The organism is Ruegeria sp. C2 (genome assembly GCF_056537765.1).
Map to the genome: position 1 here is coordinate 1,717,021 of NZ_JBQFRZ010000001.1, position 23,692 is coordinate 1,740,712.

Consider the following 23,692-nt stretch of genomic DNA (forward strand, 5'->3'; position numbering starts at 1 on the left):
AAACTCCATTCACTGCGGAGACACCATGCGTTGCTGATGGTGATAATATGCGTGAAGGGTTTAAGCTGCCATGGGTCAGAACATACGGGGCTTGATCTGTCATAGGAACGGCCCTTTTTCCAGTTCCTCGGAAAGCCAGGCCGACCCACGCTGCCGTCTAGCCCAGAACCGAGAAGCTGCTTTCGTTATTGATCGGTCGTTTGCGCGAGTAGAACCCGACATCGATCCTGCGCCCGATATAAGGCAGCTCGAACTGCAGCGGATTTGCATCGTGATCCGCCCCACCCTCGCAATAATCGATCAGGGCCGCCATCATCTTGCCCGCGATCGGGGCGTTCTTGTACTGGTTCCCGCTGGTGCCGCAGGCCATGTAGAACCCCGGAAGGCTGGATTTGTCATAGATCGGAATCCAGTCGGTTGACGCATCATAGAGATCAACCACACCGCGAGTTTTCGAAGGAATGCCAAGGCTCGGAACCCGCTGCGCATATCGCATCGCCTGCGTGGTCCACTGATCGGTGAAGTCGTGGTTGTAGTTCTGATCGTCCTCGCACCACTGATGCGGGTCGCATTCCGGGTCTTCAGATCCGATCAGGATGTGATTGCCATGTTCAGGCCGGCAATAAAGCGCGATATCGCTGTCCGAAACGATGGTACCCTGGCTTTCGAAATCAAAACCTTCGGGCGCTGGAACGTGCACCACTTCCTGCCGGAGCGGACGGGTTTCGATGGTCATGTCGTCCAGAACCCCAGCCATGCCGTTGATGATCGCCGAGCCGGGACCCGCGACATTCACGACGACTTTCGCGTGGATTTCCTCGCCCGAGGCCAGTTTGACGCCCGAGACACGCCCGGTGTCGGTGAGGATCTCCACCACCTTAACACCTGTGCGCACATCTGCGCCGTGTTGTTTGGCGGCGTCCATCAGGTTTTGCGCCGACAAGGCCGGGTCCGTGACATAACCCGCTTTGGGCCAGAACACAGCACCCTGCATCTGCTCTCCGTTGGGTTGTCCGAATTCGGGATCGTCCATGCGCTTTGCCGGGGCAAAACTATCAAGCGAATAGATCGGCAAGTGTTTCTTAATGTCCTCCGGTGACCATTCCTCGAACGGGCACTCCAATTCGGTGCTGTTGGTTTTGTGTTTGTCCAGATACCCGTTGGCGTCGGTTTTCATGACCAGACAACCAGTCTGCCGGAATTGCGCCAGAACGGCATCCTCCGGCAGCCCCAGATACTCTGCCCAATCCCGCCAATAATGATAGCCCTCCCACGCGAACGCAGTTCCATCAAATGTCGAGTAATGCATTCTGATGATGGCGCAGGACCCGGCGGTGGAGCCATGTCCGACCTGCGTATTGCGATCCAGCGACAGGGTCTTCCACCCGGCCTTCGACATCTCGAACGCGATGGCTGCGCCGATCACGCCAGAGCCGATGATGACTGCATCTGGCTGACTCATGCGGGGTCTCCTTTCCAGTGGCTCCGACTATATCTGCTGAATTCTTCGACTTCTTCGGCGCGCGGCTCGACCCCGGTAAAAACATAAAGGTAATGGGGGACCATCGAGATCCGCACCGAGATGGGTTCATTCAACTGCGCGAGGTCATAACCGATCTGCATATAATAGAGGACACGCGCGCGGGTCTCGGCCTCAACCTCGGTATAGCCATAGCGCGTGAACATCGCATGCAACGCTTCAAGCCGCCGTGCATCGGACTGGTCCAGTGCGCGGCGCACCTTGCCGGATTTGCGCGCCCAGTCGCGAATGGCAAAGTCCAGCGCAGTGTCGAACAGATCGGTATTCACCACGCAGCGATGCACATTGCAGACCGCACCGGTTATGGTCTCGGCCGGAGCCTCAGCTTGCGCCACCAGAGCCGCCGTGTTCATCGCCTGCCAGCGCGCCAGCAGGGCGTCCAGCAATTCCTGCCGGGATTTGAAATACCAATAGAAAGATGACCGCGACACGGCCATCCGCTCTGCCAGGTTCAGGACTTTGATCTGATCCACACCGTCCGAGATCAGCACGTCCATCGCCACGTTCAGCCAATCGTCACGCGTGACCTTGATGTTGCCGACCAGCGGTTCGGCCTTTGGGTCATCACGGTGAAGGATGGGTTTGGTGTTCATTCAACTCTCCGGCGGCGCGCCGCCCTCTTCCGTGCGTCGTGCGATGAAATCCTTCAATGCGCCGATGCGATCCATATCCGACGACGGCGCTTTGAAATTGGCCAGGATATCCTTCCACACACCCGTTGCGCGGTGGTTGGCATCGATCGAGCCGCGCTCGGTCCAAGTACCGAAATTGGCATAATCATGCAGGTGGGGCTCATAAAACGCGGTGTTATAGCGCTCCATCGTTTGGCTGGTGGCAAAGAAATGACCACTGGGCTCTACCTCGCTGAGGGCAGTGTCGAACCCGATCTCAGCCCCACCGGCCTGCGCGCCAGCACATAGCTCGGCCACCATGTTCAGCACCTCAGCGTCGCAGATCATCTTCTCGAAGGACACGGTCAGGCCACCTTCGAGCCATCCAGCCGAGTGAATGATCACCGTCGCCCCGGCCATTAGGCAGCCCCATAGCCCGAACTGGTTTTCATTGGCGGCCTGTACGTCGTTGATGTTGGCCGCAGACCCGGCTGCTGAGCGCCAGGGAAGTCCGAGATGCCGGGCCAACTGACCGGCAGCCAGCGAGGCCTGGAAATGCGACGGCGTTCCAAAAGCGGGTGCACCGGATTTCATATCAACGTTGCTGGTGAAGGTCCCATAGCACACGGGGGCACCGGGGTTCGTCAGTTGCGTCAGGGTCAAAGCCGCAAGCGCCTCGGCATGCGACAGGGTGATGGCCCCGGCAACGGTGATTGGTGCCATCGCCCCCATCAGCGTAAACGGCGTGATGATCGACATCTGCCCATGGCGGGCAAAGTCGATCAGCCCCTGCGCCATTGGGATATCCAACGTTCGGGGGCTATTGGTATTGATGATCGTATAGCAATGCGGATTGGCCCGGAAATCATCATCGCTGAGCCCGCGCGCCATGGACAGCATCTCAAAACAGTCCATCACCTGCGGCGTTCCACGCGAAAAGAAGAACGGGAACTTGTCCGTCAGCTCCATTTGCGCCTGTGTCGTAAAGTAGTGCCTCACGTTAGTCGGCACGTCCTGCGGCTCCACTTGGGGCGAGATCATCTGGAAGACATCGAAGTGATGCGTGAGCTTGAGAAACTCCAGATAATCCTGTCCGCTCGCCGGTCTGCGCCCACGTTCCAGATCAGTTGCGTTCGGCGCCCCCGCCCCGGGCTGAAACACCAAAGAGCCCAGCTCCAACGTGAAATCCCGCCGCCGCGCGCCGGCGCGACAGGCTATGGATTTGGGGACAGAAGCCACTGCAGCCTCGACCATGTCGCGACCGATAAAGACCATCTCGCTGTCTTCATCCACGCGCGCGCCGCTCTGCGCATAAATCCGGCGTGCCTCGGGCAGCAGGACTTTTACACCCAGCTCTTCCAGTGTGCGCAGGGCAGTTTCGTGCATGTCCGCGACCTGATCCGCCGGGAATACTTCCATCTGCGGAAACGGGTTGCGAAGCTGGCGATAGTTCACATCACGACTTGGCTGTGGGGCCGCCTCAGCCCCACGTCCACGGCGACGGCGTCTTCCGACCTCTGCCTCCATGATCAACCTCGCATCGCTTTGCCCTGCGGGTCGTAAGGCGACGGCGCAACCACGCGGGCCGAGCGTTCAACACCGACCACATGGACCGACAGCTCGGTCCCTGGCTCAGCCTTGTCGCGATCGACCAGAGCCATGGCCAGTGACTTGCCGGTGTAATGGCCGTAGCCGCCCGAGGTGACAAAGCCCACACGCTCTCCTCCGGCCCAAATCGGTTCATACCCGCTGGCATCGGCGTCATCTGCGTCGACCTCAAGTGTCACCTGAACCTGCGCCGGACCATTGCCATCACGTTCGGCCAGCGCCGCCTCTTTACCGACAAAGTCCTTATCCCAGTCGATCCAGCGATCCATACCGGTCATGCCGGGCGTGTAGAGTTGTGTGAACTCCGCCGACCAGATGCCAAAGCTTTTCTCCAACCTTGTCGATAACATTGCGTTGAAACCACATTCGCGGATGCCTTCGTCAGCTCCGGCCTCCAGCAGCATGCGGCGTAGTTTGATATGATCGCCATAGCGGCAGTTGATCTCATACCCTTTTTCGCCGGTCACCGACATGCGCGCAACGCGGCCGCGAACCAGACCGATATCGAAATCACCGCAGCCCATAAATTTCAGGCCCGAGATATCCTGCTCAGCCAGCTTCTCAACCACTGCCTGCGATTTCGGCCCCACCACGGCGAAGCCGCAGTATTCCTCGCCCAGATCGCGCACGGTAACGCCATCCATCATATGATCGTCGAACCAGCGCATATGCCAAGCGCGCAGGTAATAGCTGCCCATGATCCACCATGTGCCATCGCCCCAGTTGAGCACGGTGAGGTCACCCTTGAGACGCCCATTCTCACCCAGCATCGGCGCCAGCTTGGCCCGACCCGGCGCGGGGAGTTTTGAAGCCATGACGTTGTCCAGCCATGCCTCGGCATTTGGCCCGGTAACTTCGAACCGGGAAAAGCCCGAGATATCCAACAAGCCAACCCCTTCGCGGATCACCTTACATTCTTCAGCCACGATCTCATGTGCGTTCGACCGCTTGAGCGTTGGCGTCTCCTCGAACCCTTTCGGCGCGAAATAGAGCGGCACTTCGAGGTCCCAGCTCACACCCCATTTGCACCCCGCCTCGGTCATCGCATCATGGGCCGGGGCCATTTTCAGCGGACGGCCTGCGGGCAATTGCTCGTTCGGATAGGTCATCACGAAACGGCGGGAATAGAACTGACCGGTCGTCTCGCGGATGTAGCGTTTGTTCTGCGCGAAATCGCCATAACGTGCCACATCCATCGGCCACGCATCAGCCTCGGGCTCTCCATGGATCATCCATTCGGCCAACGTCTTGCCGACGCCACCGCCTTGCAGGAACCCGGCCATTACTGCACAGGCTGACCAATAGCCGCGCTTGCCGGGCACCGGACCGACCAGAGGGTTTCCATCAGGCGAGAAGGTAAACGCGCCGTTCACCCATGTCTTGATGCCCACATTCTGGATCGAAGGATAACGCTCAAAGCCCAGCGTCAGTTCATTTTCGATCCGGTCGAGTTGTTCCTGAAACAGCTCTTCGCCATAGTTCCAAGGCGCACCGTCCATAGCCCAATGTTCATGGTCAACCTCGTAGATGCCAACCAGAACGCCCTTCTGGTCCTGCCGCATATAAGTAAAGCCTTCGAGATCGACCGTCATTGGCATCTCGAAATCGGCTTCGGCCACTTCTGGGACAGAGTCAGTGATCAGGTAGTGGTGTTTGAGCGGCGAAACAGGCAGTTCCACGCCAGCCATACGCCCCACCTGTTTGGCCCAGAGACCAGCAGCGTTGACCACATGCTCACAGGTGATCGTGCCTTTGTCGGTTACCACCTGCCAGCCATCGTCGGTCTGGATCAGCTCTTCGACTTTGGTCTCTTCGTAATACGCAGCACCGCGCTTCTTGGCTGCAGTGGCATAAGCCTGCACTGTGCCGGTGGTGTCGATGTAACCTTCGCGATCCGCCCACATCGCGCCCAATACGCCATCAGTAGACATGATCGGGCAACGGCGCTGTGCTTCTTCCGGGGTCAGTAGCTCGCAATCATCAATGCCGATGGATTGGAAGATGCGGTAATTGGCCTGCAGCCACTCCCACCGCTCAGGCGTGCCTGCCAGCGTCAGGCCGCCGGTCATGTGCAGACCGATATTCTGACCCGACTCCTTTTCGATCTCGCTGAGCAAGTCGATGGTATAGGCCTGCAGCGATGCCATGTTGGGATCGGCGTTCAGGGCATGGATGCCACCCGCCGCATGCCAGGACGAACCGGACGCCAAGCGCCGCCGCTCCAGCATAACCACATCGGACCAACCGAACTTGGCCAGATGATACAGAACCGAGGCGCCAACCACGCCGCCACCGATGACTACGACACGATACTGAGATTTCATCCTGCACTCCCCTGCATGACTCGCAGAGGACGCTAATAGCACTGTTCACTTCTGTCTAGACATTTCTGTACAGTCCTGTGCCTGATGAGACTTGATGCAAAAATAACCTAAAGCTGAGCGCTGGGGCGGCTTTTGATTACGTCAAACCAAGCTTGCGTTGCGGTGTTCCCGGCGGGGACACGCATTTTGATGACGCGAGCGAAATCGACGAAGACAAAGGCCGAGATATCGGCCAGCGAAAACGCGTCACCGGCGAGGAACGCACTCTCGCGCAGACGACTTTCGAGCAGATCGAAAAACTTGTGCACCCGGTCGCTCCCGCGCTGCGCCAGCTCGGGGATCTGCGCATAATTCACCGGGCCGGGAATCGCCCTGTCCCTAAAGGCCGGGTGCGCATTTCGCAGCGTTTCGGCAATCGGTAAGCCGCCTTGCTGCTCAACAAGCGCGTTCCACATCAGCACCATGCCTTTTTCGTCCGGCGTTTGACCCATGAGGGCAGGTTCAGGAAAGCGTGCTTCGAGATAGGCCGCGATACCCAAATTCTCAGTCAGGACCGACCCCTCATCCGTCACCAGAACGGGCAAGGTGGCACGCGGATTCACAGCGCGAAACGCATCGCTCAGCTGCTCTCCCTCAGCGATTGAAATGTCACGCGTTTCAATCTGAATGCGCTTCTCGGCGATAAACATCCGGGCGCGGCGTGGATTGGGGGCGGTCGAGCAATCGTAGAATAACATGACGCAACTTCCTTCGAGGCATGACATCTCGAAGGTTAGCGGCCCTTCCGGTTAAATACGCAAGTTACCCTACGGCATTTCAGCGTTGATAGATGAAGCAGCGCCCTTCAACCGCGCCTTCTGGCAAGGGCAGTTCCTTCAAAGCCTCGAAATACATCCGGTCGCTCGACACCATCAGCCCGCCCGGAGCCAGCAACGGCTCGATCAGAGGCGAGACGAAGCGGGCAAAAGCGTCATTCTTTTCCCGATTATGTCCACCAAGATCGGCATGAATTAGGCTGGCAGATGCACCGAACCGTTCGACCGAGGCAGGCAGCGTCTCGCGTACATCGCCCAGAATCACCAGATCGTCGGGCGGGGTTGAATCCGGATGTGAGGCGATCGCACGTTCGAATACATAGATCGAACGATCCGGAATATACTGCACCATATGGTGATAGGTGCGCCCATTGCCCAAACCCAACTCAAACACGGGACCGGGCTGGCCTGCTGTCTGCGCAATCGCAAAATCCAGGCAGGCACGCTGTGACACCATGCGATCGATGAACAGATCCAGTCGGCTTTGTTGCTGGGACACGGGCAAACCTCATTGTTTTGGACAAGCCTAATAGGCATCGGTTGCGCCTTAGATGACAAAATCTCAAGACTTTGTGTAGGTGCCCCGGCATGCATTTCATATTTCCGCGACGTTTCTGCGCAAGAAGGTGTTTGACTAGGCCGCCCCAACCGCGCGAAACTGCGTCAAAAAAGTCAGGGAGATTACTAAGCCGATGTTATCAAGCGGCCAGCCGGGTGGAATTCCCGCATGAATGCATTGTTGTCCGTCCGGGATCTGAGCATAGGTTTTGGCGCGGGCGAAGCCGTTGTTCGGGATGTCAACTTTGACGTTGAACCGGGTCAAACGCTGGCCCTGGTCGGAGAATCAGGATCGGGCAAAACAATTTCGTGTAGGGCCGCGCTGAGAATTCTGCCACGTACGGCACAGATTCGCAGCGGATCAATCAGGCTGAACGATTCCAAGGGCACGGCAGAACTCACCAAAATCAGCGAGAAACAGATGCGCGGCATTCGCGGCAATCGGGTTTCGATGATCTTTCAGGAACCGATGCGCTCGCTGTCGCCGCTCCATAAAATCGGCAATCAGGTCAGTGAGGTTCTTTGGCTGCATCGCGGCGCATCCGAGGCTCAGGCCCGTAAAGAAGTTCTGACCCAGTTCGAACGCGTGGGCTTCCCAGACCCTGCGCGCGCCTATGACAGTTACCCGTTCGAGCTGTCTGGTGGTATGCGTCAACGTGCGATGATCGCCATGGCCATGGTCTCAAAACCCGAACTGTTGATCGCGGATGAGCCGACAACCGCGTTGGATGTGACGACGCAGGCGCAGGTTCTTGGACTGATCAAGGAACTTCAGCGCGAGACCGGTATGGCACTGATCCTCGTGACCCACGATCTTGGCGTTGTCGCCAATATGGCCGAGCAGGTCGTGGTGATGCACAAGGGCCGCGTGATGGAGGCCGGACCTGCTGCACCGATTCTGAACGAACCGGCGCATCCCTATACAAAACAGCTGTTTGATGCAGCACCCGAGATTCCGGATCAAGATGCCGTGGGGCTACCGATGCCCGATGAGGATCTGATCCTGCAGATGAAGGGCGTATCAAAAACCTATACGATGCGGTCCAGCAAGGGTTGGAAGGCCGACAAGCTGATCCATGCCTGCCGCGGGGTCGACATGAAGCTGGCCCGCGGCAAGACGCTGGCGATTGTAGGCGAAAGCGGCTCAGGCAAGACCACCGCCGCCCGGATCGCGTTGGGCGCGGAATTGCCCGATCCCGGAGGCGAGGTGTTGTTCCGCACCTCTGCGGATGCCGAACCGATCACCGTCCACAAGATGTCGCGCGCCGAGCGCACCGCCTTTCAGCGCAAGGCACAGATGGTGTTTCAGGATCCTTACAGCTCACTCAGCCCCCGAATGCGCATTCAGGACGCCATGACCGAGCCGCTTGAGATCCACAAATTGGGCTCTGTAGCCGAGCAGCGAGACAAGGCAGCCGAAATGCTGCAACGGGTCGGGCTGAGTGCCGACATGCTCAAACGCTATCCCCATGCTTTCTCGGGCGGTCAGCGCCAGCGCCTGTCAATTGCGCGCGCGATGATGCTGGACCCCGCGCTGATTGTCTGTGACGAGCCGACCTCGGCCTTGGATGTGTCCGTGCAAGAACAGATCCTGACCCTGCTGGAAGATCTACAGGACAGTCTGAATCTGTCCTACCTGTTCATCTCACACGATCTGGCTGTTGTGGCCCGGATCGCTGATGAGGTCGCCGTGATGCGTCAGGGCCTTGTTGTTGAACAGGCCCCGCCCGAAACCCTGTTCTATAATCCCCACCACCCCTACACCAAGGCACTCATCGCTGCCCAGCCTGAGCCCGACATCAATCGCCCGATCGACCTTAAACTGGTCGCTTTAGGTGCGGGTTCGCCGGACAGTTGGGATGATGCCTTCCGATTTTCCGACTCCGTGGTACCTTCACTGGTAGAAATGGAGCCCGGCCATAAGGTACGTTGCCATGTTTAAGACCACTCACCGATTGTTTCTGGCCACCACGCTGGTCCTTGCGGGCACTCTATCCGCGATGGCAGAAGTTCCCTCAAACCTGCAAGAGAGCGCCTTCTGGCAGTCCGAAGTTGACAGCGGAAACCTGCCCCCTGCCGCCGAACGTGTTCCACAAGACCCGCTTATTGTTGACCTTTCCGCCAAAGGGCGCGAGTTCGGGACCCAGGGCGGCACATTGCGCACAATGGTCACCCGGTCCAAAGACATCCGGCAGATGGTGGTCTACGGATATGCGCGGCTTGTTGGTTTCGATCATGAATACAACATCGTGCCCGACCTGTTGGCCGCGTTCGAAAATGAAGACAATCGTAAATTCACGCTGAAGCTGCGCCCCGGTCACAAATGGTCAGACGGCACACCCTTCACTTCGGAAGATTTCCGCTATTGGTGGGAGGATGTTGCCAATAACGAACTGCTCAGCCCCTCCGGCCCGCCGGATTTCCTGCTTGTCGAAGGCAAGCCACCAGCGGTGAGCTTCCCGGATGAGACAACGGTGATCTTCGAATGGGAGGACCCGAACCCGAACTTCCTGCAATCGCTGGCGCAGGCCCGCCCACCCTTCATTTACCGGCCATCCGAGTTTCTCAAGCAATATCACGAGAAATTCGCCGACCCCGAAGAGTTGGCCTTTCAGGTTGAAGACGCCCGTGTCAAAAGCTGGGCCGCGCTGCACAACAAGCTCGACAATCTCTACAAGTTCGACAACCACGAATTACCGACGCTGCAGCCTTGGCTGAACGCAAGCTCGGGTACGAAAATCCGCCACAGCTTCATACGCAATCCCTATTACCACCGCATCGACACGAACGGAGTGCAGCTGCCCTACATGGACGTAGTCGAGATGGAGATCGTGGCCCCTGGTCTGGTTGCCGCGAAGACCAATGCAGGCGAAAGCGACCTGCAGGGGCGTGGGCTGGCGTTCCGAGACGCTTCGATCCTGAAAAAAGGCGAGGCGCAGGGCGGGTACAAGACGCTGCTGTGGAAAACCGGAGTTGCGTCACAGATCGCCATCTACCCCAATCTGAATTTCGAAGACGAGGCCTGGCGTGACGTGCTGCGCGATGTGCGTGTGCGTCGCGCCCTATCGCTGGCGATTGATCGCAAGACGATCAATCAGGCGCTTTATTTCAAGCTGGCGCAGCCCGGTGCGATGTCGGTTCTGCCAGCCTCGCCCTACTATAGCGAAGAAAACGCGCAGGCTTGGGCGCAATACGACATTGATATGGCAAACGCCCTGCTGGATGATGCCGGTCTCAGCCAGCGCGACAAGAATGACATCCGCCTGCTGCCAGATGGTCGCCCGATGGAACTGGTGATCGAAACCGCCGGAGAACGGCAAGAGGTCGAGAACGCATTGCAGATCGTCACCGATACCTGGCGTGAGATTGGTGTGAAGCTGGTGATGCGGCCACTGGACCGGGACATCCTGCGAAACCGGGTTTTTTCCGGCAACACAATGGCATCGGTCTGGTTCGGCTGGGATGATGGGATCCCGCAGGGCCATACCTCTCCGGCCTATCTGGCGCCCACGGATCAGGTGTTTCTGGCCTGGCCGAAATGGGGTCAATACTATCAGACCGGCGGCGATGCGGGCGAAGCGCCTGACATGCCCGAGGCCGAGCGTCTGATGGAGTTGGCGCATGACTGGGAAATCGCCACCACCGATGCAGAGCGCGAAGCTGCCTGGCGCGAAATGCTGGATATCCATGCTCAGCAACTTTATGCGATCGGCATTCTGAATGGCGCCCCGCAGCCCGTCGTGGTGTCGAACCGTCTGCGCAATGTACCCGAACAAGCCATGTGGGCGTGGGAGCCCGGCGCACATTTCGGCATTCACCGCCCCGACGAGTTCTTCTTCGCCGACTGATCAGGAGCAGCTAAATGGTCATGCTGCGCTATGCGGTGTATCGCTTTTTCACGATGCTGCTGACGTTGTTGGTGGTATCGGTCCTGATCTTCGTGATCATCAACCTGCCCCCCGGCGATTACCTCAGCAACCAGATCGCCGAGCTACAGGCCTCGGGGCAATCGGCTGGCGTCGCCAAGGCGGAATTCCTTCGAAAGGAATATTCGCTGGACCGGTCTCTGCCAGAACAATATCTGATCTGGATGGGCTTCTGGCCTGGCCCCCATGGGTTTGAGGGGCTGTTGCAAGGCAACTATGGCTGGTCCTTCGAATTCGACCGTCCGGTGTCCGAGATTGTCGGCGATACGCTGTGGTTGACCGTTGTGGTCAACCTGGCCGCTATCCTTTTCGTTTACGCAGTCGCCCTGCCCCTCGGCGTGATCGCCGCCGCGCGGTCGCGGACATGGATCGACTATACCTCGGCCTTTGTGGGTTATCTGGGCCTCGCCACGCCAAACTTTCTGCTGGCATTGATCCTGTTCTACTATGGCCATCAGTATTTCAACCTACCCATCGGTGGCCTGATGGACCCAAAGTTCGAAGGCGAACCGATGAGCTGGGACAAGCTCAAATCCATCCTTCTTCACCTGATCGTACCGACCTTTGTGATCGGAACCTCGGGCGCGTCAGCGATGATGCAGCGCCTGCGGGCCAATATGCTGGACGAGCTTGGCAAACCCTATGTGGAAACTGCTATCGCCAAGGGCATGGCGCCATCGCGGATGCTGACGAAATACCCCCTGCGCGTGGCCTTCAACCCTTTTGTGGCCGACATCGGCAACCTGCTGCCGTCCATGGTATCAGGCTCGGTTCTGGTCTCGGTTGTTCTGGGCCTGCAAACCATCGGCCCGACCCTGCTGACGGCGCTGAAAACACAGGATCAGTTTCTGTCGGCTTTCATCCTGATGTTTGTGGCCTTGCTGACCCTGATCGGCACCATGATCTCGGACATCCTGCTGGTCATGCTCGACCCGCGCATCAGATATGAGGGGCGTGAAGCATGACCCAACGTCCCGACGGTCGCTATGTCGACGAAGCCCCTTTCGACCCACAGGCCTCGATCCAACAGCTGGAACGTGCCGATCTGGACGCACCCAACTGGGTGCTGGTCTGGCGCAAATTCAAGACCCATAAGCTGGGCCTGATATCTGGCATCTTCCTGCTGCTCTGTTACCTGATGCTGCCCTTTGCAGGTTTCATCGCACCATACGGTCCCAATGATCGGAACGGCGAGCACCTGTACGCCCCGCCTCAATCCATCAACTGGTTCCATGAGGGTGAATTCGTTGGCCCTTACGTCTATCCCATCGTGGCAGAGGCTGACCTTGAGACCTTCCAGTGGAAATTCGTCCCCGATACCGAGGACCCGCGCCCGATCCGGTTCTTCTGTGAAGGGTCCGAGTACAAGCTGGCGGGCCTGATCAAATCCGACACGCACCTGTTCTGCGCGCCCGAGGGCGCCACGCTGTTCCTTTGGGGTTCGGACCGATTGGGTCGAGACGTTTTCAGCCGCATCCTCTATGGCGCGCAATTGTCGCTGACCGTGGGTCTGATCGGCATCTCGGTGTCGTTCTTCCTGGGTATCCTGTTCGGTTCGATGGCCGGATATTTCGGAGGGCGCATCGACTGGGTCATCAATCGTGTAATTGAAATCCTGCGCTCGCTGCCGGAACTGCCCCTTTGGCTGGCCTTGTCCGCCGCTGTTCCATCGAATTGGAGCCCGGTTGCGGTGTTCTTCATCATCTCGATCATCCTCGGCATACTCGATTGGCCCGGCCTTGCCCGATCTGTCCGCGCCAAGTTCCTGTCGCTGCGGGAAGAGGAATATGTGCGCGCCGCCGAGATGATGGGCGCGAGCTCGGGTCGGGTGATCCGCAAGCACCTGCTTCCGAACTTCATGTCACACTTGATCGCGTCAGCCACATTGTCGATCCCCGCAATGATCCTTGGCGAAACCGCACTCAGTTTCCTTGGCCTGGGCCTGAGGGCCCCAGCGGTTAGTTGGGGCGTGATGCTGAACGACGCGCAAAACCTCGCTTCGATCGAGATCTATCCGTGGACCGCAATACCGATGCTTCCAATCATCGTCGTTGTCCTGGCCTTCAACTTCCTCGGTGACGGATTGCGCGACAGTCTGGATCCCTATCAGCAATGACCCTGCTCTCTGCCCTGCCTGCAACCGACAGTTACAAGGTCATCGGGGTCGGAGCCCGCCCCAGCGCCTTTGCGGTATCCGAACTGGCGACGGCAAGCTTTGCCGCAGTGGGTCAGGAACTGGCCCGTCTGATGACAGCCCTCAACCTGTCAGCCACGCCGCCAGAGATAGCCGTGGATCACCGGCTCGCCTCTTTGTGGTATGGCTTTTCGTTCAAGCCCGACGGGTGGGAAATGCCCAGCTTGTGGGATACCATTGCCGGGGATTACAAGGCCGCAGATGGCTGGATCAGGTTGCACACCAACCTTCCCCACCACCGCGCCGCCGCGCTCAAGGTACTGCAGGTGGAAGCAGACCGGGACACCGTGACACGCGCGATCAAAGGCTGGTCCATCGTCGATCTGGAAGCTGCCATCATCGCTGAGGGAGGTGTCGCCGCCGCCATGCGGAGGCGCTCCGAATGGCAGGACCACCCACAAGGGCGCGCCGTCGCCCGCGAGCCGCTGATCGGCTGGCACGGACCGCACAATGTCACTCTGCGTGATCGTCCCGAAGCGTCGGGCGATCGTCCGTTGGCTGGGCTACGTGTACTCGACCTGACCCGCATTCTGGCCGGTCCGGTCTCGACACGCACACTAGCAGCATTCGGGGCGGACGTGCTGCGCATCGACCCTCCAGGCTGGGATGAACCCGGAGTGATCCCCGATATCTCACTAGGGAAACGCTGCGCCGATCTAGATCTGAAATCGCCGGACGGGCTGAATCGGCTGAAAGACCTATTGGCGCAAGCCGATGTGCTGGTTCATGGCTATCGCCCCGGCGCACTGGACGCGCTCGGGCTGGGTAAAGCCACCCGTGACCAACTTGCCCCAAACCGGATCGAGGTCACTCTGGATGCCTATGGTTGGCAAGGCCCATGGGCCACCCGGCGTGGGTTCGACAGCCTTGTGCAAATGAGCTCAGGGATCGCCCATGCCGGTATGGCCTGGGCCTCTGCAGACAAGCCCACACCGTTGCCCGTGCAAGCTCTCGATCACGCCACGGGCTATCTGATGGCCGCGGCAGTCCTCTCAGCCATGGCCGAGGCCGCTGCGGGTCACACCGTAATGGATGCCCGCCTATCGCTCGCTCGCACCGCAGAACTACTGGCGACCCTCGCTAAAAACAGCGGCGGTGAAGACATTACCACCGCAGCTTCTTCAGATTACGCCGCACAGACCGAAGCTTCCGGCTGGGGGCCTGGCCACCGCCTGAAGCCAGCCCTCACAGTCGGACCCGCAGCAATGACCTGGCGCCTGCCCGCCGCCAAGCTCGGTACATCAGACGCGGCCTGGCCGACCCCCTCAGCCTAGCGCAATCGCCGCGCGGAACGCGCGGCTTGGCCCAACGCTTTGGGCAGCGTCGCGTCAGCGACGCAGATCAAAGGGGCGGGAGAGGCCCTTACCGATCGTCGCCACCAGCCGGTCCGATATCGTCCAGATAATCCTCATCAATTGCCGCTTGCACCGCACCGGTCACCGCCTCGCGCTGCTTTGGTGTCAGGTCCTCAGCCTCCTTGTCATCCGCCAGACGCACCGTAACCTCACGATGCGCGAAACGGATGCCTTCACGGGCAAACAGCTCGCGTATATCTTGATAAACCTTCTTGCGCACCAGCCACTGATCGCCCGGCTTGGTCATGAACTTCACCCGGATGATCATCGCCGAATCCTGCATCTCGATCACGCCTTGAGACTTCAGCGGTTGGATGAAGTTATCGCCGATCACAGGATCGCTCAGCAATTCCTGCCCCAGCTTCTTGATCAGTTTGCGCACCTTCTCAACGTCGGTGTCATAGGTCACCCGCAAGGGCAGTTTCATGATCACCCAATCACGCGAATAGTTGGTCAGAACCTTGATCTCACCAAACGGAATAGTGTTCAGCGCCCCAAGGTGATGCCGCAACTGGAACGACCGGACCGAGATCTTCTCGACCGTTCCCTTCACGTCGCCGATATCTATATATTCGCCCTTCCGGAACGCATCATCCATCAGGAAGAACGCCCCCGAAAAGATGTCTCGAACCAAAGTCTGCGATCCAAAGCCAACGGCCAAGCCGACGACACCGGCACCCGCAAACAGAGGGCTGACATTGATGCCGAGTTCCATCAGCACGATCAGCGCGATCGTCACCACGACCACCGCCAATATCGCCCCGCGAAACAGGGGCAGCAACGTCGCCAGACGGCTCTGCCCGCCTTCGCCGCCTTCGTCACCCAGCTCCGCCTCTGCGCCTCCGTCGTCGACCTCTTCGGCGATCTTGCTGTCAATCCAAACCCGGAAAAAGTGGAACAGGATATAACCGATGAACAGGATCACCATCACATCCAGCGCCCGACCAACCGGCAGATCCTCGCTCCAGTTCGCTTGCGGGTTCCAGATCACTACCAAGGCATAGAGGCCTACGACAAAGGCCAGAATACCGGCCACACGGCGGGCAAGATCCTCGTAAGTCAGGATAGCGTATTTACGCTTTTCGGCCTCAAGTGTGGCGGTTTCTGCTTCGGCCTTGGCCTCCGCGTCTTCCGCTTCCGCATTCAACTCTTCAATCTTGCGATTGCGATCAAAATAGCGCTCAAGCAGATAGTTCATCGCCCCGTAAGCCACGACAACCGACATGAAGATCGCATAGCTGCTGGCCACAATCGGGATCGAGTCCTCGACCTCAAGCACAAGATCGACCGCCAGTTTGAGCCAGCTAAAGACCAAATAAAGGATCAACACCGGTGCCCAGGCGAACGAGATGAAACGCAAAATCCACGACACCTGATCGGGGGCTCGCCCGCCCCGGATCGCATTTGAAATGGCACGCGCGTTGAACAGGATCATCAACACGTTGCCCAACGCCCCGGCCAGGGTCAGCGAGCCGTACACCATGGCATAGACATTGTAGTTCAGACCGAAATCAGCGACCCAGGTCGAGAACAAAACCACCGAAATATCATAGGTCGCCAGCGCCGATGCCCAGACATACAACCGTTTCGCATCCCGATCCGAAAAGGGCGGCAATCGATATTGGCTGAGGTAGGGCGACAGAACCATGCGCCACAGGTCCGACACCGTGCGCGACAGGAAGAACGCCGTGAAGATCGCAGTTACGGTGAACTGGATCGAGATATCCTCAGCCTCGCCAAAGAAAAGATATCCGACGATCAGCGCCATGAGCATGGCAAAGACCGTACCGCCAATCCCCATCAAGAAGCGGAACACCAGGAACGGCATCTTCTCGCGATAGCCGTGAGGCTGTTCCTTGATCCGCGCCACGACAAAGCGCTTGGCGATACGTTTGCCGTAGATTTCCGTCGACAACCAGCGCCCCAGCAACAGGAATAAAATGTTCCAGAACAGCACCTCGACATAGGTTTGGATGCGACCATCCGGGCTGGTCTGTCTTAGGACATATTTTACTTCAAAAACTGAGTAGGGCAGCGCCTCAAGTCGCGAACGAACGGATTCGCGGAAGTCAGAAAAGCGCTCCTGCGCTTTCATAAGCTGTGATCCCTCACCCATGGAGTCAGCAGCTGACGACTCATTCGCCGCGCTGCCTGAGGCGGGTGTTGAAACCACCTGACCGGCACTATCGATCACGATAACGCTGGCCCCCGCCTCGGATGCAGCCCGGATAGCCGCCGCCACATCCCCATTCTCTGAGGTCGCGGTACCGGACTCTTCCGTCCCTCCGATGGGATAGCCTGGAATAAGCGACTGCGCCGCCGCCGCTGAAACAAATGCCAGCGACAGCGCCCAAAACACCAGCACCAATCCGGCAAGAACTTTCTTTTTCATGATACGCTTCATCCAATTCGCGGTTGCAAGGCAGCCTATAGAACCTGTCGAGCTGGTTCAAATCCTCACCACACGCCATCACAACATCGTCCTGCATCCGTGTTCTCGTGACACCGCTGGCTATAAGGTGTTTTCAAGCCAACGAAAATTGAATATGACAACTCAGAGAAATACGATGTTGGAGACCTGCCTCGAAAACCCCTGTTCAAAGTGGCCCACAGATGGCTTGGCCAGCAAAAGCTGTTGCCAATTCGCAATGTTTGCCACATTTGCACGGCGCGCTCTGCCGCTTTGGCAAGCAGGCACGGAACATATAAGATAACAGATGCAAACGCGCGGAATTGCACTGGAACCCGAAACAGGCAAAGCATGAGCCTAGGAACAGCACACGAAAAACACGGCCGCGCCCCGCGCATCCTGCTTTACAGTCACGATACGTTCGGTCTGGGTCATCTGAGACGGTCCCGGGCATTGGCCGCTGCGATCACGCAGGCGGATCCGCGCGCCTCAGCTCTGATTCTGACGGGCTCTCCGGTGGCCGGGCGTTTCACTTTCCCACGTCGCGTAGACCATGTGCGCTTGCCAGGTGTTACCAAGCGTGCCGATGGCTCTTACGCGTCGCAGACTATCGGCATGGGTATCGAGGAAGTCACCGAATTGCGGTCCAGCCTGATCCAGACTGCGGTTGAACAATTCGATCCTGACGTGTTGATCGTCGACAAGGAGCCCACCGGATTCCGCGGAGAGCTGCTACCGACGCTCGAATATCTGGAACATTCCCGCTCGACAAAATTGGTACTCGGCCTGCGTGACGTGCTGGATGAACCCGAAGTTCTGGCCGCTGAATGGCAACGCAAGGACGCAATCGCAGCGACCGAACGGTTCTACGACGAAATCTGGGTTTATGGCCTACGCTCGGTCTACGATCCCACGCAAGGGCTGCCGCTCAACCCCGCGACGCAGCAGCGGATACATTGGACAGGCTACTTACGGCGTGATCTGGGTCCAGTCGGTGAGCCGCCCGAGCAGCCTTATATCCTGATCACCCCCGGCGGTGGTGGCGACGGCAAGGCGATGGTCAACCTCGTTCTTTCGGCCTACGAAAAGGACCCCGATCTGTCACCTCGTGCGGTTCTGGTTTATGGTCCGTTCCTGTCGGGCGAGCTGCGCGAGGATTTTGAAACCCGTGTCGCCGCACTGAACGGCCGGGTTACGGCGGTTGGCTTCGAATCCCAGATCGAGACGCTTTTTGCCGGTGCCGCCGGTGTTGTCTGCATGGGCGGATACAACACCTTCTGCGAGGTTCTGTCATTCGACAAGCCCGCCGTAATCGTGCCGCGTACGACCCCACGGCTTGAACAATGGATCCGCGCCTCACGCGCGGAAGATCTGGGCCTTGTGCAAATGCTGGACGAAACGCGCGACGGGCTGACGGCGGATGCAATGATCCAAGCGATCCGTGATCTGTCAGACCAGCCCCTCCCCTCACAAGCCATTCGTGCGGGGTTGCTGGATGGCCTGAAATACGTCACCCATCGTATCGATGCCCTGCTGGGTGCGGAACAAGAGCGCGCCACCGGATGACGGCCAAATCCCCCAAGCTAGCGGTGCTGGTCAAAGGCTGGCCGCGCCTGTCCGAGACGTTCATTGCACAGGAACTGGTGGCCCTGCAGGACGCCGGGCACCAGTTCGATATCTGGTCCCTGCGCCACCCCACCGACACCAAACGCCACCCGCTGCACGACAGATTTCAGGGGCAGGTTCATTACCTGCCGGAATATCTGTATGATGAACCGCAACGTCTGCAGGCTGCGCGCCAGATCGCAATGCGCTTGCCCGGCTATCAACAAGCCTATGACATCTGGCGGCAGGATCTGCGCCGCGACCCCTCCCATAACCGTATCCGCCGCTTTGGCCAGGCCTGCGTATTGGCTGCCGAGCTTCCCGAGCAGACACAGGCGCTCTATGCGCATTTCATGCACACGCCCTCATCGGTCGCGCGCTATGCCGCAATCATACGCGGCCTGCCCTGGAGCTTTTCGGCCCACGCCAAAGACATCTGGACCTCACCCGATTGGGAAAAGCGTGAGAAGCTGCAAGCGGCAACATATGGGGCGGCCTTTGGCGCAACCTGCACAGCCATCGGTGCCGCGCATTTGCGCTCACTTGCCGACGATCCGGAACGGGTGGACCTGATCTATCACGGGCTGGATCTGTCACGGTTTCCAGCCCCTCCTCAATGCGCACCACGTCAGGCGGGTTCGCCGTTCCGCATGCTCTCGGTCGGGCGTCTGGTCGAAAAGAAAGGTTTTGATCGGCTTCTTGAGGCGCTTGCGCTTTTGCCGAAGACGCTGGATTGGCACTGGGTCCATATCGGCGGCGGTACACTCGGCGATGCGCTGAAAGCCCAAGCCGATGCGGCGGGGTTGACCTCGCGGATCACGTGGAAGGGAGCCTGCGATCAGCCCGAGGTGATTGCCGAAATGCAGCACTCAGATCTGTTTGTCCTGCCCAGCCGTATCGCGGAAGACGGCGACCGGGACGGGTTACCGAACGTGCTGATGGAGGCGGCGTCTCAACGTCTGCCGATCCTCTCCACTCCGATTTCGGCCATACCCGAGTTCATCGAAGATGGCGTCCACGGTGTCTTGTCCAGTGACGAACCGACGGCGCTGGCCAGCGCGATCATCAAGCTAGCCGGACACCCCGAGACAGCAATCCTGATGGCAGATGCCGCCTATGATCGGTTGATCACGGACTTCCAGATGGATCCGGGCATTCGCCGCCTTTCCCAGCGGCTGAAAACCTTGTGTACGGATAACATCTGATGGCACGGGTTGCTTTCTATGCGCCGATGAAATCCCCCGACAGCCCTAAACCCTCGGGCGATCGCGAAATGGCGCGGAACCTCATGACAGCGATCGCGGCGCAGGGGGACAGCGTCGAGCTCGCCTCGCAACTCCGCATCTACGACAAAACGGGTGATTCACAGGTGCAAGAGACGTTTCTGGCCCAAGCACAGGCGGAAACCGAGCGACTGGTTCAGGGCCTGCCTGCTGATACAAACCTTTGGGTGACTTATCACAATTACTACAAGGCCCCTGACCTGTTGGGGCCGGAAATCTGCCGTGCGCGTGGCATCCCGTACGTACAGCTTGAAAGCACCCGCGCCACAAGTCGGCTGAACGGCCCTTGGGATCGCTTCGCCCACTACGCCCATGCGGCCTGTGATGCAGCGCAGGTTATCTTCTACCATACGGCAAACGACCTGATCACATTGCAGCGAGAGCGTTACGGCAATCAGCAGCTTACCGAGCTACCCCCGTTCCTGCCGATCACAGACCTGCCGAAAGCTTCATCTCAAGATGGCCCCATGCTGACCGTAGGAATGATGCGAGACGGCGACAAGCTGAGCTCATACACCATTCTGGCTGAAACTCTGGCGCATCTGACCGGTGACTGGGTTCTGGACATCGCGGGTGACGGTCCCGCCCGCCCACAGGTTGAAGCGTTGATGGCACCCTTTGAAGATCGTGTCCGGTTTCTCGGGCAGTTGAACCGGGCGACATTGCAACAGGTCTACGAGCGCGCATCACTGTTGATCTGGCCTGGTTTCAATGAAGCTTACGGAATGGTCTACCTTGAGGCGCAGGCCAGCGGCATACCCGTGGCGGCGCAAGATCGCCCCGGCGTGCGCGATGTTCTTCTGCCTTCCGATTATCCATCTGTTGAGGCCGGAACGGCCGGGCTGGCCACACGTATACAGACCTTTTGCGCTGATCCTGATTTGCGCCGCAGAGAAGGCGAACGCGCGCGCGCGCGCATCGCCAAACGCCATCTGATGCCCGCTGCGACAAATACCTTCTGGTCCGCCGTTCGCCCGTTGCTGGAAGATCAACCATGAGCCGTTTAGCGCTGCTACGCCACGGACATACGGACTGGAACCGCGCGGGCCGCATTCAAGGACGCAGTGACATACCGCTTGATGCCGATGCACGCGCCGAACTGTCAGGATATTGCCTGCCTGCCCCATGGGACACGGCATCGGTCTGGTCCAGCCCCTTGTCACGAGCGGAGGAAACCGCGCTGCTGGTCTCGGGTCAGACCCCAAAAACATCCGAAGCCTTGACCGAGATGAACTGGGGCGAATGGGAAGGGCAGCGTGGCGTCGACCTTATCCAGATACCAGACAGCGGTTACCGGCACATAGAGGAGTGGGGCTGGGGCTTCCGGCCCCCCGGAGGCGAAAGCCCGGCAGACCTTTGGACTCGGATTGCACCATGGCTGGCGACCCTTCAGGGTGACACGCTTGCCGTCTGCCACATCGGCATCATGCGGGTGATCCTTGCCAAGGCATGGAACTGGGATTTCTCAGGCCCCGCCCCGTTCAAGATCAAGCGAAACAGACTATATATCGTGGACCTCAGCACCATGCGGGCCGAGGTCGAACCAATCAGACTGATCCGAAGCGAGGCCCATCCATGAGGGTCATGATCACTGTCACTCATTTGCTGGGAACCGGGCACCTGAGCCGCGCACTGACTTTGGGTCGCGCCTTTGTTCAGCAAGGCCACGAGGTTTTTGTGATCTCAGGCGGGATGCCTGCGCCACAGCTTGACACGCGCGGGATGACATTGCTGGGGTTGCCGCCGCTGCGGTCGGATGGCACCAACTTTACGCGCCTTCTGGACCAGGGCGGAGAGCTGGCAGGCCCGGACTATCTGGCCGCGCGTGTTACCGCACTGACAGAGGCGCTGCGTAGGTTTCAACCTGAGATATTCATCACTGAGCTTTATCCGTTCGGCCGCCGCTCGCTTGCGCCCGAATTTCTGGCGGCGCTTGAGGTCGCACAATCCTTGCCGACCCCGCCAGTCATTCTCAGTTCGATCCGCGATATCCTCGCACCGCCCTCGAAACCCGCTAAAGCCGAACGCGCGGATGAAATCATTGCACAGTTCTACGACGGTGTCCTTGTTCATTCCGATCCCGACATCGCCCCGCTGCAGATAAGCTGGCCTGTATCGGATCAACTGGCCGGGCGACTGCACTATACAGGCTTTGTTGCGGCACCAGCACCTCTGCCGCATCCCGACGGCGTGGCGCAGGATGAAATTGTGGTCAGCGCAGGCGGAGGGTCAGTTGGCCAACCGATCTTTCGCACGGCCATCGAGGCCGCGCGAAAGATGCCCAACAGGCGTTGGCGCCTGTTGGTAGGTGGACAAGACGCCCGGTCGCGCATTGATGAATTGTCGACTCTTGCCGGAGATATCCCGATCACCATTGAACCTGTCCGATCAGACTTTCGGCAAATGCTGCCGCTTGCCGCCGCGTCGGTCAGTATGTGCGGCTACAACACGGCGATGGATTTGCTGCAAAGCGGCACGCCTTCGGTTCTTATTCCCTTCGACGACGGCAAAGAAGTCGAACAAAGTCTGCGCGCATGCAGTCTTGCCAAGTTGGATGGCGTCACTATTCTAAAAAGTGACGATCTGGATGGCGCGTCCCTTGCTGACGCATTGGCACACGTCATGTCAGGACCGGATCGTGCGCCCATGGCCCACGGGTTCAATGGTGCCCAACGCGCGGTGGAGATCGCGACCAGCTTGCGGAGGGCCAAAGGATGACCCCCGATTGGCGACCCTTGCAAGCAGAACTGGATTTTTGGCGCAAGGCGGGCCTCACTCTGCCACTCTGGTGGCGAGACGACGATGCCGTTTCAGTCACCCGGCAACTCGATCAATTGACGGCACTGTCTGATGAGCTTGGCTTGCCCATCCATCTGGCGGTGATCCCGCAAGGCGTTGAAGCTGAACTCGTGGCTTATGTGCAAGCCAGTCCTGCTTTGATCCCGGTCGTGCACGGTTGGGCGCATCAGAACCATGCACCGCAAGGCGAGAAAAAGGCGGAGTTTCGCCTCCATCGACCAATCGAGGCGATCACGGCTGATGCTGAGGCGGGTCTGATGCGGCTCAAGATGTTGTTCGGCGAACACCTGCGCCCGATGTTCGTTCCCCCCTGGAACCGGATCGCGCCTGAAGTCGCAGAGTGCTTGCCCGCTTTGGGCTATCGCATTCTCTCGACGTCTACGCCACGCAAATCCCAACTGGCTGCGCCGGGTTTGAAACAAGTGAACACTCATCTGGATCCCATCGACTGGCGTGGCACGCGCGGTCTGGCCGACCCCGAGCACCTTGTCTTGCAAACCGTGCAGCTCTTGCAGGATCGCCGTGAAGGACGGACTGACAACACGGAACCGTTTGGTGTGTTGACGCACCATCTAGTCCATGATCAAGACATCTGGGATTTTACGAGAGACTTGTTGCAACGATTGCTCGATGGGCCGGGTAAACCCTGGACCGCTGCATAAGA

The 23,692-nt window shown here is 58.9% G+C and carries 18 protein-coding genes; 11 read left to right on the top strand and 7 right to left on the bottom strand.

Going from position 1 to position 23,692, the window contains the following annotated elements:
• Nucleotides 1–157 precede the first annotated feature (157 nt).
• The 6 genes from ACR0IV_RS08675 to ACR0IV_RS08700 form a co-directional block, all read right to left on the bottom strand.
• Nucleotides 158–1,462 (bottom strand): NAD(P)/FAD-dependent oxidoreductase, encoded by a 1,305-nt coding sequence (locus ACR0IV_RS08675; protein ID WP_480657017.1) that lies wholly within the window; start codon nucleotides 1,460–1,462, stop codon nucleotides 158–160.
• Nucleotides 1,459–2,133 carry a TetR/AcrR family transcriptional regulator gene (locus ACR0IV_RS08680; RefSeq protein WP_480469042.1) on the bottom strand — a complete coding sequence of 225 codons (675 nt, stop codon included), beginning with the start codon at nucleotides 2,131–2,133 and terminating at the stop codon, nucleotides 1,459–1,461. Before ACR0IV_RS08680 ends, ACR0IV_RS08675 begins: the two co-directional genes overlap by 4 nt.
• Complete coding sequence (locus ACR0IV_RS08685; protein ID WP_480657016.1) at nucleotides 2,134–3,678, bottom strand: trimethylamine methyltransferase family protein; 1,545 nt, start codon at nucleotides 3,676–3,678, stop codon at nucleotides 2,134–2,136.
• 2 nt (nucleotides 3,679–3,680) lie between these two features.
• Nucleotides 3,681–6,083 carry a GcvT family protein gene (locus ACR0IV_RS08690; protein WP_480657015.1) on the bottom strand — a complete coding sequence of 801 codons (2,403 nt, stop codon included), beginning with the start codon at nucleotides 6,081–6,083 and terminating at the stop codon, nucleotides 3,681–3,683.
• Nucleotides 6,084–6,190: 107 nt separating this feature from the next.
• Nucleotides 6,191–6,820: a glutathione S-transferase gene (locus ACR0IV_RS08695; RefSeq protein ID WP_480469039.1), complete on the bottom strand. Its 630-nt coding sequence runs from the start codon at nucleotides 6,818–6,820 to the stop codon at nucleotides 6,191–6,193.
• A 79-nt stretch (nucleotides 6,821–6,899) separates the two neighbouring features.
• Nucleotides 6,900–7,397, bottom strand: coding sequence for a class I SAM-dependent methyltransferase (locus ACR0IV_RS08700; protein ID WP_480469038.1), 498 nt, complete (start codon nucleotides 7,395–7,397; stop codon nucleotides 6,900–6,902).
• Nucleotides 7,398–7,625: 228 nt separating this feature from the next.
• On the opposite strand from ACR0IV_RS08700, the gene ACR0IV_RS08705 reads away from it, so the two are divergent.
• The 5 genes from ACR0IV_RS08705 to ACR0IV_RS08725 are packed head-to-tail and all read left to right on the top strand — an operon-like array spanning nucleotide 7,626 to nucleotide 14,850.
• Nucleotides 7,626–9,398, top strand: a complete 1,773-nt coding sequence (locus tag ACR0IV_RS08705) for an ABC transporter ATP-binding protein (protein ID WP_480657014.1) — start codon at nucleotides 7,626–7,628, stop codon at nucleotides 9,396–9,398.
• Nucleotides 9,391–11,304: an ABC transporter substrate-binding protein gene (locus tag ACR0IV_RS08710; RefSeq protein ID WP_480657013.1), complete on the top strand. Its 1,914-nt coding sequence runs from the start codon at nucleotides 9,391–9,393 to the stop codon at nucleotides 11,302–11,304. Before ACR0IV_RS08705 ends, ACR0IV_RS08710 begins: the two co-directional genes overlap by 8 nt.
• 14 nt (nucleotides 11,305–11,318) lie before the next feature.
• Nucleotides 11,319–12,347, top strand: a complete 1,029-nt coding sequence (locus tag ACR0IV_RS08715; protein ID WP_480469035.1) for an ABC transporter permease — start codon at nucleotides 11,319–11,321, stop codon at nucleotides 12,345–12,347.
• Complete coding sequence (locus ACR0IV_RS08720; protein ID WP_480469034.1) at nucleotides 12,344–13,498, top strand: ABC transporter permease; 1,155 nt, start codon at nucleotides 12,344–12,346, stop codon at nucleotides 13,496–13,498. Before ACR0IV_RS08715 ends, ACR0IV_RS08720 begins: the two co-directional genes overlap by 4 nt.
• On the top strand, nucleotides 13,495–14,850 hold the full coding sequence (locus ACR0IV_RS08725; RefSeq protein WP_480657012.1) for a CoA transferase: 1,356 nt from the start codon (nucleotides 13,495–13,497) through the stop codon (nucleotides 14,848–14,850). The genes ACR0IV_RS08720 and ACR0IV_RS08725 overlap by 4 nt, the downstream gene beginning before the upstream one ends.
• Before the next feature lie 88 nt (nucleotides 14,851–14,938).
• On the opposite strand, the gene ACR0IV_RS08730 is transcribed toward ACR0IV_RS08725, so the two are convergent.
• Entirely contained in the window at nucleotides 14,939–17,323 is a 2,385-nt protein-coding gene (locus tag ACR0IV_RS08730; protein WP_480657011.1) for a mechanosensitive ion channel domain-containing protein, read from the bottom strand.
• Between the two features lie 369 nt (nucleotides 17,324–17,692).
• On the opposite strand from ACR0IV_RS08730, the gene ACR0IV_RS08735 reads away from it, so the two are divergent.
• The 6 genes from ACR0IV_RS08735 to ACR0IV_RS08760 are packed head-to-tail and all read left to right on the top strand — an operon-like array spanning nucleotide 17,693 to nucleotide 23,690.
• Nucleotides 17,693–18,907, top strand: a complete 1,215-nt coding sequence (locus tag ACR0IV_RS08735; protein WP_480657010.1) for a glycosyltransferase family protein — start codon at nucleotides 17,693–17,695, stop codon at nucleotides 18,905–18,907.
• Nucleotides 18,904–20,151 carry a glycosyltransferase family 4 protein gene (locus tag ACR0IV_RS08740; RefSeq protein ID WP_480657009.1) on the top strand — a complete coding sequence of 416 codons (1,248 nt, stop codon included), beginning with the start codon at nucleotides 18,904–18,906 and terminating at the stop codon, nucleotides 20,149–20,151. The genes ACR0IV_RS08735 and ACR0IV_RS08740 overlap by 4 nt, the downstream gene beginning before the upstream one ends.
• Nucleotides 20,151–21,227 carry a glycosyltransferase family 4 protein gene (locus tag ACR0IV_RS08745; protein ID WP_480657008.1) on the top strand — a complete coding sequence of 359 codons (1,077 nt, stop codon included), beginning with the start codon at nucleotides 20,151–20,153 and terminating at the stop codon, nucleotides 21,225–21,227. Before ACR0IV_RS08740 ends, ACR0IV_RS08745 begins: the two co-directional genes overlap by 1 nt.
• On the top strand, nucleotides 21,224–21,808 hold the full coding sequence (locus tag ACR0IV_RS08750; protein ID WP_480657007.1) for a histidine phosphatase family protein: 585 nt from the start codon (nucleotides 21,224–21,226) through the stop codon (nucleotides 21,806–21,808). Before ACR0IV_RS08745 ends, ACR0IV_RS08750 begins: the two co-directional genes overlap by 4 nt.
• Entirely contained in the window at nucleotides 21,805–22,947 is a 1,143-nt protein-coding gene (locus ACR0IV_RS08755; protein WP_480657006.1) for a glycosyltransferase family protein, read from the top strand. The genes ACR0IV_RS08750 and ACR0IV_RS08755 overlap by 4 nt, the downstream gene beginning before the upstream one ends.
• Complete coding sequence (locus ACR0IV_RS08760) at nucleotides 22,944–23,690, top strand: polysaccharide deacetylase family protein (protein ID WP_480657005.1); 747 nt, start codon at nucleotides 22,944–22,946, stop codon at nucleotides 23,688–23,690. The genes ACR0IV_RS08755 and ACR0IV_RS08760 overlap by 4 nt, the downstream gene beginning before the upstream one ends.
• Nucleotides 23,691–23,692: the final 2 nt, after the last annotated feature.